Annotated in this window: 14 protein-coding genes; 11 read left to right on the top strand and 3 right to left on the bottom strand. The window is 69.1% G+C overall.

The window, feature by feature from the left end:
• The 6 genes from AN233_RS18060 to AN233_RS10280 form a co-directional block, all read left to right on the top strand.
• Positions 1 to 1,067: class I adenylate-forming enzyme family protein (locus tag AN233_RS18060; RefSeq protein WP_245626054.1), on the top strand; the 1,067-nt coding region annotated here is incomplete at its 5' end.
• 98 nt (positions 1,068 to 1,165) lie between these two features.
• The gene (locus AN233_RS10300) at positions 1,166 to 2,314 is read left to right on the top strand and encodes an acyl-CoA dehydrogenase family protein (protein ID WP_058366700.1); all 1,149 of its coding nucleotides are present in this window, start codon (positions 1,166 to 1,168) and stop codon (positions 2,312 to 2,314) included.
• A 356-nt stretch (positions 2,315 to 2,670) separates the two neighbouring features.
• Positions 2,671 to 3,183 carry a desampylase gene (locus AN233_RS10295; RefSeq protein WP_080508429.1) on the top strand — a complete coding sequence of 171 codons (513 nt, stop codon included), beginning with the start codon at positions 2,671 to 2,673 and terminating at the stop codon, positions 3,181 to 3,183.
• 45 nt (positions 3,184 to 3,228) lie between these two features.
• Positions 3,229 to 3,567 (top strand): rhodanese-like domain-containing protein, encoded by a 339-nt coding sequence (locus AN233_RS10290; protein WP_058366698.1) that lies wholly within the window; start codon positions 3,229 to 3,231, stop codon positions 3,565 to 3,567.
• Positions 3,568 to 3,680: 113 nt separating this feature from the next.
• Positions 3,681 to 3,932, top strand: a complete 252-nt coding sequence (locus AN233_RS10285) for a UPF0058 family protein (RefSeq protein ID WP_058366697.1) — start codon at positions 3,681 to 3,683, stop codon at positions 3,930 to 3,932.
• Positions 3,933 to 3,994: 62 nt separating this feature from the next.
• Entirely contained in the window at positions 3,995 to 5,767 is a 1,773-nt protein-coding gene (locus AN233_RS10280; RefSeq protein WP_058366696.1) for a MutS-related protein, read from the top strand.
• Between the two features lie 25 nt (positions 5,768 to 5,792).
• On the opposite strand, the gene AN233_RS10275 is transcribed toward AN233_RS10280, so the two are convergent.
• Positions 5,793 to 6,482 (bottom strand): DUF6517 family protein, encoded by a 690-nt coding sequence (locus AN233_RS10275; protein WP_125920015.1) that lies wholly within the window; start codon positions 6,480 to 6,482, stop codon positions 5,793 to 5,795.
• 230 nt (positions 6,483 to 6,712) lie between these two features.
• Here AN233_RS10275 and AN233_RS10270 point away from each other — a divergent pair, with 230 nt between their 5' ends.
• Positions 6,713 to 6,907 (top strand): DUF7501 family protein, encoded by a 195-nt coding sequence (locus AN233_RS10270; protein WP_058366694.1) that lies wholly within the window; start codon positions 6,713 to 6,715, stop codon positions 6,905 to 6,907.
• Between the two features lie 29 nt (positions 6,908 to 6,936).
• Here AN233_RS10270 and AN233_RS10265 read toward each other — a convergent pair whose 3' ends face one another.
• Positions 6,937 to 9,294, bottom strand: a complete 2,358-nt coding sequence (locus AN233_RS10265; RefSeq protein WP_245626053.1) for a DEAD/DEAH box helicase — start codon at positions 9,292 to 9,294, stop codon at positions 6,937 to 6,939.
• Positions 9,295 to 9,671: 377 nt separating this feature from the next.
• Between AN233_RS10265 and AN233_RS10260 the strand changes: the two genes are divergently transcribed.
• The 4 genes from AN233_RS10260 to AN233_RS10245 all read left to right on the top strand — a co-directional run bounded on the left by AN233_RS10260 (position 9,672) and on the right by AN233_RS10245 (position 14,009).
• Positions 9,672 to 10,157: a cupin domain-containing protein gene (locus AN233_RS10260; protein ID WP_058366692.1), complete on the top strand. Its 486-nt coding sequence runs from the start codon at positions 9,672 to 9,674 to the stop codon at positions 10,155 to 10,157.
• The gene (locus AN233_RS10255; protein ID WP_176696676.1) at positions 10,154 to 10,693 is read left to right on the top strand and encodes an NUDIX domain-containing protein; all 540 of its coding nucleotides are present in this window, start codon (positions 10,154 to 10,156) and stop codon (positions 10,691 to 10,693) included. The genes AN233_RS10260 and AN233_RS10255 overlap by 4 nt, the downstream gene beginning before the upstream one ends.
• A gap of 102 nt (positions 10,694 to 10,795) precedes the next feature.
• On the top strand, positions 10,796 to 12,745 hold the full coding sequence (gene thrS / locus AN233_RS10250; protein WP_058366690.1) for a threonine--tRNA ligase: 1,950 nt from the start codon (positions 10,796 to 10,798) through the stop codon (positions 12,743 to 12,745).
• An 88-nt stretch (positions 12,746 to 12,833) separates the two neighbouring features.
• On the top strand, positions 12,834 to 14,009 hold the full coding sequence (locus tag AN233_RS10245; protein WP_058366689.1) for a pyridoxal-phosphate-dependent aminotransferase family protein: 1,176 nt from the start codon (positions 12,834 to 12,836) through the stop codon (positions 14,007 to 14,009).
• 1,131 nt (positions 14,010 to 15,140) lie between these two features.
• On the opposite strand, the gene AN233_RS10240 is transcribed toward AN233_RS10245, so the two are convergent.
• The gene (locus AN233_RS10240) at positions 15,141 to 16,328 is read right to left on the bottom strand and encodes a cystathionine gamma-synthase (protein WP_058366688.1); all 1,188 of its coding nucleotides are present in this window, start codon (positions 16,326 to 16,328) and stop codon (positions 15,141 to 15,143) included.
• Between the last annotated feature and the right edge of the window lie 28 nt (positions 16,329 to 16,356).

Below are 16,356 nucleotides of genomic sequence, written 5' to 3'. Positions count from 1 at the left end.
CGCGGATGCTCGACAGCCGGGGGACGCTCGCGGACTCGCTGTCCACGGTGCTTCTCGGCGGTGCCCCGGCGCCGGACGCGCTGATCGAGCGCTGTGAGAACTACTCGATCCCCGTCTACCCCACCTACGGAATGACCGAGGCGGCTTCCGGCGTCGCGACCGCGACCCCCGAGGAGGCCGTCGATCGCCTCGGGACGGTGGGCCGACCGCTCTTGGGGACCGACCTCACGGTCGTAGACGACTCCGGAGCCCCGGTCGGCGTCGGTGAAACGGGGGAAATCGTCATCGACGGACCGACGGTAACCCCGGGGTACTACCGGGATCCCGACGCCAATCGCCGCGCCTTCGGGGAACACGGGCTCCGGACCGGCGACGTGGGATACCGCGACGAGGACGGCTACCTCTTCGTGTTGAACCGACGCGACGACCGGATCATCACGGGCGGCGAGAACGTCGAACCCGGGGAGGTCGCGGCCGTCCTGCGTGAGCACCCGAGCGTGGCCGAAGTCGCGGTCGCCGGCCTCCCGGACGAGGAGTGGGGCGAGCGCGTCGCCGCGCTGGTAGTCCCCGCCGAGGACGACGAGGAGGCCGACGCCGAGCCCACGACCGCGTCCGGGCAGAATTCGGACGCCACCGCGGCCGCCGCGACCGACTCCGCCGAGCGCCCCCTCGACGCGGTCGCGCTTCTGCGGTTCGCTCGCGAGCGCCTCGCCGGGTTCAAGCTTCCGCGAACGGTCGGGTTCGCCGACGAGTTGCCACGGACCGTCTCGGGGACGGTCGACCGCGAGGCCCTCCGCGACCGGCTTCTGGAGGCGGGATTCGAGCCGGAACGGCCCGACACGGGGTTCGACGCCGCGGGGTTCGAGCCCGCGGATCCCGAACCGGCCGGTGCGGAACCCGCGGACGCGGACGATGTGGAGCCCGCAGACGCGGCCGATTCGGATCCCGCCGACCCGGCGTCGTCCGACCGCGGTTCGACCGAGCCTGCCGACGCCGAACCGCACGATGCCGACCGGTCCGACGGCGGGCGCGCCGACGGAGAGCGCTCCGACCCCGAAGAGCGTTGACGCGGCCGCGTTCCTCGGGCCTGTCTCGACCGAATAAACGAGCGCACGATTTATCGTTGTTCCACGAGGGTTTTGGTGACACGAGTAGAGAACCACCCATGGAGCTACTCGACGACACGATCGTCCCCGAACACGCCCGCGAGGTCAAAGCGGAGGCGCGGGCGTTCGCGGCGGACCACATCGCGCCGAACGCGGAGGATCGTTTCCGCGAGGGTGAATACCCGTGGGAGATCCTCGAAGCCGGCATGGATGCCGGGCTCGTCGCACAGGACATCTCCGAGGAGTACGGCGGGAAGGGGTACGACCTCGCGCAGATCCTCGCCATCGCGGAGGAGTTCTACCGCGCTGACGCCGGCATCGCGCTGACGCTCCAGCTCGCCAGTTTCGGCTGCGAGATCGTCGAGCAGTACGGTTCCGAGGAACAGAAGGAGGAATATCTCCGCCCGGTCGCCGAGAACGACCAGATATCGGGGCTGGCGGTCTCCGAGCCCGAGACCGGCTCCGACCTCGCGGGGATGACGACGAGCGCCGAGAAGGTCGAGGGCGGCTACGAGATAACCGGCGAGAAGTACTGGGTCGGCAACGCGGTCGAGGCGGACTGGCTCACCGTCTACGTCAAGACGGGCGACGCGGAGGACCGCTACTCCAACTACTCGATGTTCATCGTCGAGACCGACCGTGACGGCTACGAGGCGGAGCACATCCCCGAGAAGATGGGGATGCGCGCCTCCAAGCAGGGACACATCGTCTTCGAGGACTGCTTCGTCCCCGAGGAGAACCTCGTCGGCACCGAGGGCGGCGGTTTCTACATGCTCGCCGACTTCTTCAACCACGGTCGCGTCGTCGTCGGCGGCCACGGCCTCGGGCTGGCGGCGGCCGCCATCGAGGAGGCCGAGGAGTTCGTCCACGGTCGGAACGCCTTCGGCCGGACGGTCAACGAGTTCCAGTCCGTCCAGCACATGCTCGCCGACATGCGGATCGGCTTCGAGTCCGCCCGTGCGCTCACGTGGCGCGCGTGCGAGAAGGTGATGAACCACGACGACGCGGGCTACTGGGCAGCGCTCGCGAAGACGAAGGCGACCGAAACCGCGGTCGACTGCGCGGAGCGCGGCATGCAGCTCCACGGAGGTCGATCCATCTTCACCGACCGCCGCATCGCTCGCGTCTACCGCGACTGCCGCATCCCGGTCATCTACGAGGGCGCCAACGAGGTCCAACGCAACCTGATCTACAGACAGAGCCGCTGAGAGCGCTCGCCACCGTCGGTTTCCCCATCAGGCTCGTCCGATCCCCACATCCGAACCACTGCCACCGATACGACCCGCGTCCGCGGGCGAACCCTTTTGACCGACAGCGAGCCACTCACCTCGTGACCTGAGACGAGCCGCGCGGCGGGCCACTCGGTCGGTGCGACACGTCGCCGCGCGATTTCCGTCCCGGAGCGAAAGCTGCGACCACACCGGCCAACCGGACGGATACGCTTCATCCGTGTCGCCTGTTCGCCAACACGCTCACCTCTCGACGCTCCCACGGCCGGACCGTCCGAGCGTTCGTCCGGGCCCGCGGCGCGGGCTTCAAGCCGGACGCTTCCCTACGGTTGCCCGTGCTCCGGATCGACGCCGCCGTCCGCGACGACCTGATCGCTCACGCCCGAGACGGCGTCCCCGAGGAGGTCTGCGGCGTGCTCGGCGGAACGCGTGTGGCAGACGACGAACGCCCGACCAGCGACGGCACCGGGCGGACGGACCGAGCCGAGACCTCACTGGCGGTCGAGAACGCGGCCGCGAACGCCCGGAGCCGGTACGAGATGGCACCGGCCGCCCTGCTGGAGGCGGTCGAAGCGATCGAGGACGCGGGCGACGACGTGGTGGGATTCTACCACTCGCATCCGCGCGGTCCCGCGGAGCCGAGCGCCACCGACCGCGACCGAGCGACGTGGGACGGCTACTGCTACGTCATCGTCTCGCCGACAGATGGCGGTGCGGACGACGGTACCGACGACGGTGGCGGTAGGGGCGAAAAGAGCGGGTCGGACAGACATCGGGAGACCGTCCGAGCGTGGCGCTGGGACGCGTCGTCGGGGCGGTTTTCCGAGGAGCCGATCGTTATCGAGTGACACACCGCAACCGGTTTCCCGACACGCCCGCTATCGCCGACAGAAATGGTCGAGGAGATCACCGCCGAGGAGCTCGCGGAGGAGCTCGCGGAGAACGGACCGCAAGTCGTCGACATCCGCCCCGCAGCCGCCTACGAGCGCGGCCACATCCCCGGGGCGATCAACGTCCCGCTGACGGAACTGCCCGGCCGCGTCGACGAGGTGGACTGGGACGACGAGGTCGTCACCGTCTGTCCGGTCGGCCAGTCCTCGATACAGGCAGCGCGGCTTATCGGCAGCTACGAGGGAGCCGCAAACGCGACCGTCAGGAGCCTCGCGGGCGGCTACCGGGACTGGGACGGCGAACTGGAGGGTGGTCCCTCCGATCAGGAAACGCCGCTCTGAGACCCACTTCGACGCAGCGATCCGGGCGCCACAGCGTGCGAACGAGCGGTTTACGACGGTTCGATCCCCCGATCGGCAACGGGTTTAGAAACCCTCGGAACCTGTAGTGATGCATGAAGAAGACGGAACTCATCCACTTCCACAACTTGCTGGGCACGCTTGCGAAAGAGCTGCACGAGGACGGCCCCGTCACCGAGAGGGATCTCTCCGAGTACAGAGCGCTGGAAACATCTCCGATGACGATCCGGGGGTCGCGTGCCGAACACGAACGAGCGGTGCTCGCGCTCGCGTCGGCACTCGTCGAGGGGATCGGGCGCGAGACCAGCGGGACGGACGTTGAATCGCGGCGGTCGTTGCCCGCTTGATCGCCGGCGGCGCTTTTTCTCCGACGAAAGCTCCTTGACTGCGGCCGTGGACGGGACGGTATATGCGACTGGAGGACTACTGGGGTGTCGGTCCCAAGACGAGCGAGCGGCTGACCGAAGCGCTCGGCGTCGAGCGGGCCGTCGAGGCCATCGAGTCGGCCGACGTCCGGGCGCTCGTCGACGCGGGGATCACGCGCGGCCGAGCGACGCGGATCCTCCGGCGCGCCAACGGGAAGGCCGGCATGGACGTGCTCGCGACGGGCGACGCGCGGGACGTGTACGACCGACTGCTCACGCTCGCGTCCGGCTACGCACTGACCGAGCACGCGGGCGATCGGATCCGCGTGACGACGCCGCTTTCGGACCGCGAGGCGGTGGCCGACAAACTCGACCGCGTGCTGGCCGCGCGAGCCGCGTGGGAGGACCTCGACAGTGACGACCGCGACGCCGTCGTCGAGGCGTTCGACGCGTTCGATGCGGAGAACGGCTCCGACCGGGCGGCCGTCGAAACCGCCCTCGCGCTCCGAGAGGCGGGGCTCACCGGCTCCACGTTCGACGCGCTCTCGGACGTGGACGAGGACGCGCTCCGCGAGGCGGCTGGCGCGCTCGGCTACGTCCGCGAGACCGACGACGGCGTCGCGGTCGAACGCGGCGCGGACGACGAACTCGACCGGCTCCGCGACCGCCGCGACGCGGCCCGCGAGCTGTCGGACTCCGCGTTCGACGTGATCGACAGCGTCCGGGAGGGAAGCGTCCGGGACTTCGAGGCGTTCAAAGCCGGCGTTGTCGACCACGTCGCGGACGAAACGGGGATCGAACCGGCCGCTATCCGCGCGGCGGCGCCCGACGAGGCGGTCGACGCCGCCGACTTCGTCTCCGGGACGCTTCGGGAACTGGTTCGCGAGGCGGATGCCGACGCCACGGAGCGCGAGGAGGCGGTCGCGGCAGACCTGCACGCGAGCATCGAGGCGGCGGAGGCCGACGTGGCTGCGGCCGTCGACGCGGTCGACGACATCGCCTTCGAGCTGTCGCTGGGGCGGTTCGCGGCCGCGTACGACCTCACGCGACCGACGCTGGTCGAGGACGGCGTGGCCGTGCGGAACGCGCGGAGTCCCTTCCTCGACGACCCACAGCCGGTGTCGTACGCCGTCGGCGAGCACGGCCTCCCCTCCGCCGGGTTCGCCGCCGGCGAGCGACCGCCCTCCGGCGACCGTGTCAGCGTGCTCACCGGCGCGAACTCCGGCGGGAAGACGACCCTGCTGGAGACGCTGTGTGCGGTGACGCTGCTCGCTTCGATGGGGCTTCCCGTTCCCGCCGAGACCGCGGAGGTCGGGCGATTCGACCGCGTCGTCTTCCACCGCAGGCACGCCTCCTTCAACGCCGGCGTACTGGAGTCGACGTTGAAGTCCGTCGTCCCCCCGCTCGTCGAATCCGGGAGAACGCTGATGCTCGTCGACGAGTTCGAGGCGATCACCGAGCCGGGTCGGGCCGCCGACCTGCTGAACGGGCTCGTCGGGATCACCGTCGAGGAAGCGGCGCTGGGCGTGTTCGTCACACACCTCGCCGACGAGTTGAGTCCGCTGCCGAACGACGCCCGCATCGACGGGATCTTCGCCGAGGGGCTGACCCAGGACCTGGACCTTCGCGTGGACTACCAGCCGCGGTTCGGGACCGTCGGCAAATCCACGCCCGAGTTCATCGTCTCCCGGCTGGTGGCGAACGCCGACGACCGGCTGGTCAGACGGGGGTTCGAGAGCCTCGCGAGCGCCGTCGGGGAGGAGGCCGTCCAGCGGACTCTCTCGGACGCGATGTGGTCCCCCGAGAACGATCGATGAGGAACGGCCGCAACGGCCGCGATCGCTACGACGAGTCCGAGGCGGTCGCGGTCGTCACCTCGACATCGGCGGGATGGTCGAGATTTCCGGTGAGGTCCGCGACGACTGGCTCCTCGTCTTCGGCACGGTCCTGCGGGTAGACGGCGATCGGCACGAGGAAGTCCTCCTCGTGGCGGACGGAGCCTACCTGCACGAACACCTCGATCTCCTGCCCCTCGAACTGGGCGACCGCGTCGAACTTGGTCGCCTCGTACTCCGTATCGAACGGGGTGTAGGTCAGCGTCTCCGCCTCGCCGCGGACCTCCAGCGACTCGTAGTTCGAGGCGAGCAACTGTACGAGGCGTTCGTTGTCGTATTCGGCGACGGGGTTGAGCGTCTGTCCCGCGATCTCGACCGCGGGCGTCGACAGCACCGCGAACACCGCGACGGCCGCCTCGCCGATGGGCCCGAACTCGACGGTCTTCTCGTAGGTCGCGACGTAGTTCGTCGCCTCGACGCTCCGCTCCTGTCCGGCGACCTCGAACTGCTCCTCGATGACCCGCTCGGCGACCTCCTGCAGTTCGTAGTCCGTCCCGTCCGCGGTCGAGGAGCTGACCACGGCCGGCTCCGCGGACACCTGATAAGCACCCTCTCCCGTCACGAAGTCGAGGCAACCGCTCAATGCCAGCACGGACGAACTGCCGACCACTCCGAGCACGCGACGTCGTGAGTGCATGGACGCCCGTTGACGACTTCCGGCCATAAACTTCGTGGCCGTTCTCGTCAGTGGTCGAACCAGTTCGGGGGGATATCCCGATGACGAACAATTACGAACGTTTTTATTTATGCGTATTCAGACAGGAGACCACAACATTGACCCGCAGTTATCGGCTCTAAGACCATTTCTGTTCAGATTTTCTGCCCATACGTGTGTCTTTATTTTGCAGGCAGACGTGATCCTCTCTCATGTCGGCCGAAACCCCCACGACCGTCGAAGCGACGTGGAGCGATCCGAACGAGTGCCCGTTCTGCGGCGCCGCGCTGGCGGATCCCGGCGCAGGCTTCGTCGACCACGTCGCGGAGAACCCGGACTGCGACCGCAGGTTCGAGACGTGGCGCGACCGCGTCGCGGGCGATATGGGTGGCGAGTGGTCCGGCTGAGAACCGGCGGGTGATCGGTCCCGGCGGACTCAATCCGCGGCCGGACTGGGCGCGTCGACGAGTCGGTACAGGAGCTGCGTCGCGGGCGCCTTCGCCAGCGGCTCGTTCGCGTTGCCGCAGTGGGGCGACTGGACGCACGCGGGACAGCCGTCCGTGCAGTCGCACCCCTCGATGAGTCGGGCCGTCCGCGCGAACAGCTCCTCGACGCGCTCGAACCCCCGCCGCGTCAGTCCGACGCCGCCGGGATACCCGTCGTAGACGAAGACGGTTGCGGCGTCGGTGTGGGGGTGATACGGCGTCGAGAGACCGCCCACGTCCGAGCGGTCACACAGCAGGTGAAAGGGGAAAAGCGAGATGACGCCGTGCTCGGCCGCGTGAATGCCGCCATTGAAGCCGTGCTCGCCGTGGTCAGCACGCATGTCCGTCTCCACGTCCTCCGGAACCGGGAAGTAGAGCGCCCGCGTGCGGAGGGTCGTCTCGGGGAGGTCGAGCGTCTTCTGTCCCAGCGATTCGCCGGTCGAGGAGTCGCGGCGCTCGAACCCCGTCACGCGCTCGGTAACGGTCACGTCCGCGAACCGGACCGGGGTGTCCGGCCGCGCGGAGAGCGGACGCTCGTCGAGGTCCTCGTTCACGACAACGTCCTTCTCGGTGAGGACCTGCGTGTAGTAGTCGGCCCACGTCGTCGACAGCTCCGCCACGTCGCGGTTGAGGTCCAGCTTCGTCACCTCGTAGGTGCGGCCCTGCTGATGGTAGATGGCGCCCGGATGGGCGTCGCGCATCGCGTCCGAGAGTCCGAGCGAGGCGACCGTCTCGTTGCGACCGGTGTCGATCAGGTCCACCTCGCGCTCCTCGGCGGTCCGCAGGTTCATCTCGTGCTGCGGGCTCGCGTCGCCGTTGAACGTCCAGCGCGTCCCATCCCGCGTCTCGCGACGGTCGAGCACGCCGTTCTCGGTGAACTCCGCGACGATCCCGGGGAACTCGTCGCCGAAGTGGTCGCGGTCCCTCGGCGCGAGCCAGTTCTCGTCGGCCGCGCAGGCGACGTGGCGCGGGAGGAGCTGGTCGTTCTCCGGGTCGCAGATGGCGTCCTCCGGCGGCGCCTCGAAGAGGTCCTCGGGGTTGGACAGCAGGTACTGATCGAGCTGGTCCTCGCCGCCGACCAGCACCACGAGCGCGGGGTCGTCACCGCGGCCCGCGCGGCCGGCCTGCTGGAACGTGTTCATCCGGGTTCCGGGGTAGCCGTCCATGAGGACCGCGTCGAGTCCCCCCACGTCCACGCCGAGTTCCAGCGCGTTGGTCGACCAGACGCCGCGGAGGTCGCCGTCGTGTAGCCGTGCCTCGAGGTCGCGACGCGTGTCGTCTTTGAGCGCCGCCTGATACGCGCCGACCTTGCCGGCCAGCTCCCGCTCGCCGCGGTCGCGGAGGTCGTCCGCGCTGTCCGTCGCGTACTGTTCCGCCGTCTGACGCGCCCGCGTGAACGTCAGCGTCTGGTGGCCCTGCTGGACCAGATCCACGAACAGCCGCTTCGTCTCGGTGTGGCTCGACTTCCGGCGCCCGCTCCCGCGCTCCTGCCAGTCGTCGTCGTACTCCGGCGGGTTCCACAGCACCCAGTCGCGCGGCCCGCGTCCCGAGGCGTCCTCGTCCACGAGCGCGAAGTTTCCCTCCGGCCGGCCGGTGACAGTCGCGGCGTGCTCGACCGGATTCCCGATGGTCGCGGAACAGCAGACGTACTGGGGGTCCGCACCGAACCGCTCACAGAGCCTGTTGAGCCGCCGCAGCGCGAGCGCGACGCCCGACCCGAACACGCCGCGGTAGTTGTGGACCTCGTCGATCACGACCAGCTCTAACGAGGAGAAGAACCACTCCCAGAGCCGGTAGCCGTACGGCAACAGCGCGTAGTGCAGCATGTCCGGGTTCGACAGCAGGACCGTCGGCCGCCGATCCCGAACGTCACGCTTCTCCGACTTCGACAGTCTGCCGGTGTAGGTGTCGACCGACACCCGGCTCCCGAATCCCAGATCGCCGGCCAGCGCCGACAGCGTCTCCTCCTGGTCGGAGATGAGGGCGTTCTGCGGGCCGAGATACAGCGTCCGCCCGCCGTGGTCCATCGCGTTCTCGAAGGCGGGGACCGTGTACGCCAGCGACTTCCCGCTCGCGGTCTCGGTGGCGATAACCGCGTCCTTCCCGTCGCGGACCGCCTCGATGGCCTCGGCCTGATGTTCGTACAACTTGTCTATCCCGCGGTCGGCGAGCGCGTCCGCCAGCCGCGGCTCCAGGTCCACGTCCGCGAACGAGGGTTCCCGGCCCGGCACCCGGCGATGCTCAGCGATCTGTCCCTCGTAGTAGGGCCGCGAGCGCAACCAGTCGACGACGTCGTCTCCCGTCTCCACGATACCTCCCGGTCGGGCACGGACCGGCATAACGACTGTGCCCCGACCTTTTTCTGCGTCGGGTTCGCGGCGGCGCTTCGCGCCGCGCTCACCCGTCCTTGAAAAATGTCGATCAAAAAGGGGCCGCGGTCGGCGCTCCGGGCGCTTCGCGCCCTCGCGCCGCCGCGGTACCACAATCTTGACAGAAACTGCCACAGTACTGCACCACACCGCCTCAGCACCGCACCAAACCGCCTCCCGCCAAGGCACGATCAATGCGTGGTTCTCGGCCCGCTCCCGTTACCGGTCCTGTCGACCGCGTTCGTGTCGAGCGTCGCGGCGGTCGCGAACTCTCGAACGGGAGAAGGATTTTGCGCCCCTCCCGCGTGGGCACACGCATGGACCCCGTCAACGAGGCCGACCTCGACTGGGAGGCGGGCGACCGCGGCGACCCGCCGTTCCGCCGCAAGCGTCTCGCCGCGGCCGCGGACGGCGAGGAGATCGGCTGTAGCCTCTACGAACTCCCCGCCGGCGCGAAGTCGTGGCCCTATCACTACCACGCCGGCAACGAGGAGGCGATCTACGTCCTCGCCGGGTCGGGAACGCTCCGGACGCCCGAGGAACCGATCCCGATCGAGGCCGGCGATTACGTCGCGTTCCCCGCCGACGAATCCGGCGGCCACCGCGTCGTCAACGACGGCGAGGAGCCGGTCCGCTACCTCGCGATGTCCACGATGAACGAACCGGACGTGACGGTTTACCCCGACTCGGAGAAGTTCGGCGTCTACGCCGGCGCGCCGCCCGGGAGCGAGGAGGCGCGCTCGCTGTCGGGCTACTACCGGATCGACGACGACGTCGACTACTGGGAGGACGAGGAGCCGTGACGGGGGTGGACGGTGACGCCGCGGACGCCGACGCGCCGCGCGAACCGCACCTGATCCGGGTCGACCCGGATCGACTCACGAAGTTCGAGGCGTGGGCGACCGAGGGCACGGCGCGGGCGGTCGCGGCGCGAGTGCTGGACCCCGCGGGTCGCATCGCGCTCGTCAAGAACGGCTGGTCGGAGGGATGGACGCTCCCGGGCGGCGGCGTGGAACCAGGCGAGACGCTCGCGGAGGCGGCCGCGCGCGAGGTCCGCGAGGAGACCGCGCTGGAGGCGGTCGTCGGGGACCGACTCGTCGTGCTCGATCAGCTGTACGTCTCCAGCGCGGACGTGCCCCCGGACGCGTCGGCCGGGGACGTTGTCGAGGACGCGGTCGCGTACCGCGGCGAGTGCTACGTCCTCGCGGCGACCGCCGAAGGAGCCATTCCGCCGGTTGCGGAACTGGGCGTCGAGGGCGAGACGATCCGGGCGGCGCGCTGGTTCGAGGCGGTGCCCGAGAACCTCCACGACGGGGCCGTGTTGCGGCCGTATCTGTGAGCCCGCGGCCCCGGCCGCGATCCCCCGCAGTCGCCCCGGAACCGTGGGAGGGACTCGCGCCGTCCAACAACGCTTAAACCCCTCGTCCGGTTTGACCGAAGTATGAGCGAGACCGATGCTCAGGCCGACGTGACGGTCGTCCTCCCGGACGGATCAGAACTCTCCGTGCCGGCGGGGGCGACACTGGAGGACGTGGCCTACGAGATCGGCCCGGGGCTCGGTCGTGACACGGTTGCGGGCAAGATCGATGGCGAGCTGGTGAGCAAGCACGCCGCGGTCCACGACGGCGCCCACGTCGAGATCGTCACCGACCAGTCCGACGAGTACCTGCAGGTGTTGCGTCACTCCGCGGCCCACGTCTTCGCGCAGGCGCTCCAGCGGCTGTACCCCGAGGCGAAGCTGACCATCGGCCCGCCGACCGACGAGGGGTTCTACTACGACGTGGCGAACGTCGACCTCGACGAGGAGGACCTCGCGGAGATCGAGTCGGAGATGGAGTCGATCATCGAGGCCGACTACGACATCGAGCGCGTCGAGCGCTCCCGCGAGGAGGCGCTTTCGATCTACGAGGACAACGAGTTCAAGCGTCAGATCCTCGACGAGGAGGCCGACGAGGAGACGGTCACCTTCTACGAGCAGGACGACTGGCAGGACCTCTGTCAGGGCCCCCACGTCGCCTCGACCGGCGAGGTCGGGGCGGTCGAGCTGCTCGACATCTCCGCGGCTTACTGGCGCGGCGAGGAGGACAACGAGACGCTGACGCGCGTCTCCGGCACGGCGTTCCCCTCCGAGAAGGACCTCGAGGAGTTCCTCGAGCTGCGCGAGCAGGCCAAGGAGCGCGACCACCGCAAGATCGGCCAGGAGATGGACCTGTTCTCCATCCCGACCGTGACGGGGCCGGGGCTTCCGCTGTACCACCCCAACGGGAAGACGGTGCTCCGGGAGCTCTCGGAGTACGCCGACCGGCTCAACCGCGAACACGGCTACGACGAGGTCGAGACGCCCCACGTCTTCCGGACGGAGCTGTGGAAGCAGTCGGGCCACTACGAGAACTACAAGGACGACATGTTCCTCCTCGACGTCAACGACGAGGAGTACGGCCTCAAGCCGATGAACTGCCCGGGCCACGCGACCATCTTCGACCAGAAGACGTGGTCGTACCGCGACCTCCCCAAGCGCTACTTCGAGAACGGGAAGGTGTACCGCAAGGAGCAGCGCGGCGAGCTCTCCGGGCTCTCGCGCGTCTGGTCGTTCACCATCGACGACGGCCACCTGTTCGTCCGCCCGGACCAGATCCGACGGGAGATCGAGACGGTCATCGAGATGATCTTCGAGGTCGTCGAGACGGTCGGACTGGACGTGGAGGTCGCGCTGGCGACCCGCCCCGAGAAGTCCGTCGGCAGCGACGAGATCTGGGAGTCCGCGGAGGACCAGCTCCGCGACGTGCTGGAGTCGGGCGGCTACGACTACGACGTGGAGGCGGGCGACGGCGCGTTCTACGGCCCGAAGATCGACTTCTCGTTCGAGGACGCGCTCGGCCGCCTCTGGGACGGCCCGACGGTCCAACTCGACTTCAACATGCCCGAGCGGTTCGACCTCTCGTACACGGGCGAGGACAACGAGGAGCACCGCCCGGTGATGATCCATCGCGCGCTGTACGGCTCCTACGAGCGCTTTTTCATGGTGCTGATCGAGCACTTCAACGGGAACTTCCCGCTGTGGCTCGCGCCCGAGCAGGTCCGCGTGCTCCCGGTCTCCGACGACACCCTCGGCTACGCCCACCGCGTGAAGAACGCGCTCGAGGACGTCGGCCTCCGCGTCGAGGTCGAGGACCGCGACTGGACGGTGGGGCGCAAGATCCGAGAGGCCCACGACGACCGACTCCCGTACATGGTCGTCGTCGGCGGCGACGAGGAGGAAGCCGGCACGGTCTCCGTCCGCGACCGCTTCGAGAACGAGCGCAACGACGTGGCCCTCGAGGAGTTCGTCTCCCACCTCGAGACGGAGCGCGACGAGAAGCGCGTCGAGCCGGACTTCATCGACGCGGAGTAAGGCGATACGGGGTGTCGGGCACCGGCACCCCGCGGCCGCGTTCCCCTTCCGTCGCGTTTTTGCCCCCGCCAGCCGCACGTCCATGCGTATGTCCCGCACGCCCGAGCAGGAGGCGCCCGGTCACGCCGAGGCGCCCGATGTTGGAGAGCTGACGCCGCCGGATCGAACGCTGATGGGGCCCGGCCCGAGCCCGGTCCACCCGCGCGTGCTCCGCGCGATGAGCACGCCGCTGGTCGGTCACCTCGACCCCTCGTTCGTCGAGATGATGAACGAGACGCAGGAGCTGCTCCGGTACACGTTCCGCACGGACAACCAGTGGACCATCCCCGTCTCGGGGACCGGCTCCGCGTCGATGGAGGCCGCCATCGGTAACCTCGTCGAGCCCGGCGAGACGATGCTCGTGCCGACGAACGGCTACTTCGGCGGCCGGATGGCCTCGATGGCGCGCCGCGCCGGCGGCGAGGTCGTCGAGGTCGACGCGCCGTGGGGCGAGCCGCTCGACCCCGCAGACGTTGAGGCGGCCTTCGAGGAGCACCAGCCCGACGTGTTCGGCTTCGTCCACGCCGAGACGTCGACCGGCGTGCTCCAGCCGGAGGTCCCCGAGTTGACGAGCATCGCACACGACCACGACGCGTACGTGATCGCGGATTCGGTCACCTCGCTCGGCGGCGTGGAGCTCCGCGTCGACGAGTGGGACATCGACGTGGCCTACTCCGGCCCGCAGAAGTGTCTCTCCTGTCCGCCAGGCGCGAGCCCCCTCACGCTGAACGACCGCGCGATGGACAAGGTGCTCGACCGCGAGGAAGAGCCGCGGTCGTGGTACCTCGACCTCTCGCTTTTGGAGGGGTACTGGGGCGACGAGCGCGCCTATCACCACACCGCACCCATCACCAACGTCTACGCGCTCCGCGAGGCCCTCCGCCTCGTCGCGGAGGAGGGCATCGAGAACCGCTGGGCGCGCCACCGCGAGGTGGCCGGCGACCTGAAGGCCGGCCTGGGCGAGCTCGGGCTCGAGATGAACGCGGACGACGAGTTCTGGCTCCCGAGTCTCAACGCCGTCCGCGTCCCCGACGGCGTCGACGACGGCGCCGTCATCGACCACCTCCTGAGCGAGCACGACCTGGAGATCGCCTCCGGGCTCGGCGACCTAGCCGGCGACATCTGGCGCATGGGCTGTATGGGCCACGGCGCCCGCACGAAGAACGTGGAGTTCCTCCTGTCGGCGCTGGAGGAAGCGCTGGACGAACAGGGGTACGACGCGTAAGTAGAACAGAGTTCGGTGGTTCGTCTTCCGAGAGACACGACTTTTTGCATGAGTGAGCGACCTGCTGTGCTTGCGGTCAACATCCAGAAAGCCCTCGACCGCTCGCCATACGTCGATTTTTGTGTGATCAAGCGACCTGCTGCGCTTGCCGCCAACACTCAGAAAGCCCTCGACCGCTCGCGGGCGCTCAGCGACATATCGGCGCCTCTCCGCCATGCCCGGCGCCGATAGGGGTCGTCTGAGCGCCCGCGACCGGCCTCGCCCTTTCAATCCGCCAGGACCCGGTTTGTGGAGTTTATCGTCGAGGCCGGTTGCTCGGTGAGTCTCTAGTTCGGCTGTCGAGTCAAGCGGGGCCTCACGCCTCCCCAGCCTCAGCCGCCCGCGGCCTCCGCGTTGCTCCGGCCGCGGGCGGGCTTCCCTCGCGCGCGTCAGGGTCGCGCGGCGGGCGAGAGACAAGCTCTCGCTGCTCGCAGGCGTGCAGTAGCGCGCCTGCGACGCCGAGCGTGGGACAGCCGACGGGGCGATGTGCCGTGGCTGGAGCAATAGGGCAGCACTCACGGCGGGAGTTCTGCCTCATCCGCCAAAAACGTCCGTCTGTCAGGCGCTCGCGGTGCTGTGCAGGGCGGTGCGGTTGGCGCGCGCCGCGGCGACCGCAACGCGTGTCGCCGCGACCGCGCGAGGGAGGCGGCGGCGCGGCCGCCCTGCGGTGCGGTTTCGCGGCCGCGCCGCCGACGAGGTTGGGGAGGTGTGAGGCTGCTGTGCGGTTGCGGGGCGGTTGCGGTGCTGGGTGGGACTGAAAGGGGCAGCCGGCTCGATCCGGCCCCGGCGCCTCAAGCACTCGCGGCGGGCGGTGTGGAGAGGCGCGAGCGCGCAGAGCGTGCCGCGTTCCCGCGAGGCACGAGCGGGAGCCCGTGAGTCGCAGCCCGGCAGCCCGCCACCGCAGGCAGCCCGGACCGTCTCACGGCGGCCGGTCGAGCCGGCTGGGGCTTTCTGGGTGGTGCTGTTCCAAGCAGCAGGATCGACAGCAAAATCGGAAGCTGCGGAGACAGAGCGGGAAACGCGGACGAAACCGTCCGGGGAGTCACCCTCTTGCCCGATTACTCACCCTCAAAAACCGACCACGTAGTCGCCTCAGTCCAGCGCTTCGTCGAACGCCTGCTGGAGGTCCGCCTTCAGGTCGTCGACGTGTTCGACGCCGACGGAGACGCGGATGAGGCCGTCGGTGAGCCCGGCCGCGAGTCGCTCCTCGCGGGGGATGGCCGCGTGAGTCATCGCGGCCGGCTGCTCGATCAGGCTCTCGACGCCGCCGAGCGACTCCGCGAGCGTGAACACCTCGGTCTCGGAGACGACCGTCGACCCCTCCTCCAGCGTGCCGTCGAGCTCGAACGAGAGCATGCCGCCGAAGTCGTCCATCTGCTCGGCCGCAAGCTCGTGTTGTGGGTGGCTCTCCAGCCCCGGGTAGTAGACGCGGTCGACCGCGTCGTGGCCCTCGAGCCATTCGGCAAGCTCGCTGGCGTTTTCGCAGTGGCGGTCCATCCGCACCGGGAGCGTCTTCGTCCCGCGGAGGACGAGGAAGGAGTCGAACGGGCCGGGCGTCGCGCCGACCGAGTTCTGGTAGAAGCCGATCTCGTCGTCCAGTTCGGCGTCGTCGACGATCAGCGCGCCGCCGACCGTGTCGGAGTGGCCGCCGAGGTACTTCGTCAGCGACTGTGAGACGATGTCCGCGCCGTGTTCGAGCGGGCGCTGGAGGTACGGCGTCGCGAAGGTGTTGTCGACCGCACAGAGCGCGTCGTGCTCGTGGGCGATGTCGGCGAGCGCCCCGATGTCGTTGACGTTCATCAGGGGGTTCGTCGGCGTCTCGACCCAGAGGAGCTCGGTGTTCTCTCCCATCGCGTCCGCGACCGCCTCGTGGTCGGTCGTGTCGACGAACGACGTTTCGAGGTCGTACTGCTCGTACACCTGCGTGAGGATGCGGTGGGTGCCGCCGTAGACATCGTCGCCCGCGACCACGTGGTCGCCCGCTTCCAGCAGGTTGAGGACGGTGTTTATCGCGCCCATGCCCGAGGAGAACGCCCGGGCGTGGCTGCCGTTCTCCAGCGCCGCGAGGTTCTCCTCCAGGTCGGTTCGGGTCGGGTTCCCGGTCCGCGAGTACTCGTAGCCGGTGTGCTCGCCCGGCGCGGACTGCTTGTACGTCGAGTTGGCGTAGATGGGCGTCATCAGCGCGCCGGTCTCCTCGTCCGGTTCCTGTCCCGCGTGGATCGCGCGCGTCTCGATGCGGCGCTCGTCGGTCGCGTCTTCGGCGTCGGCGTCGTCGCTCATACGTCTTCCTTCGCGGCCGGCGGCCTGA

Origin of the sequence: Haloparvum sedimenti (genome assembly GCF_001462205.1) — an archaeon.
In the GTDB taxonomy this organism is placed as follows: Archaea; Halobacteriota; Halobacteria; order Halobacteriales; family Haloferacaceae; genus Haloparvum; species Haloparvum sedimenti.
This window is presented reverse-complemented; position numbering and strand designations above follow the sequence as displayed.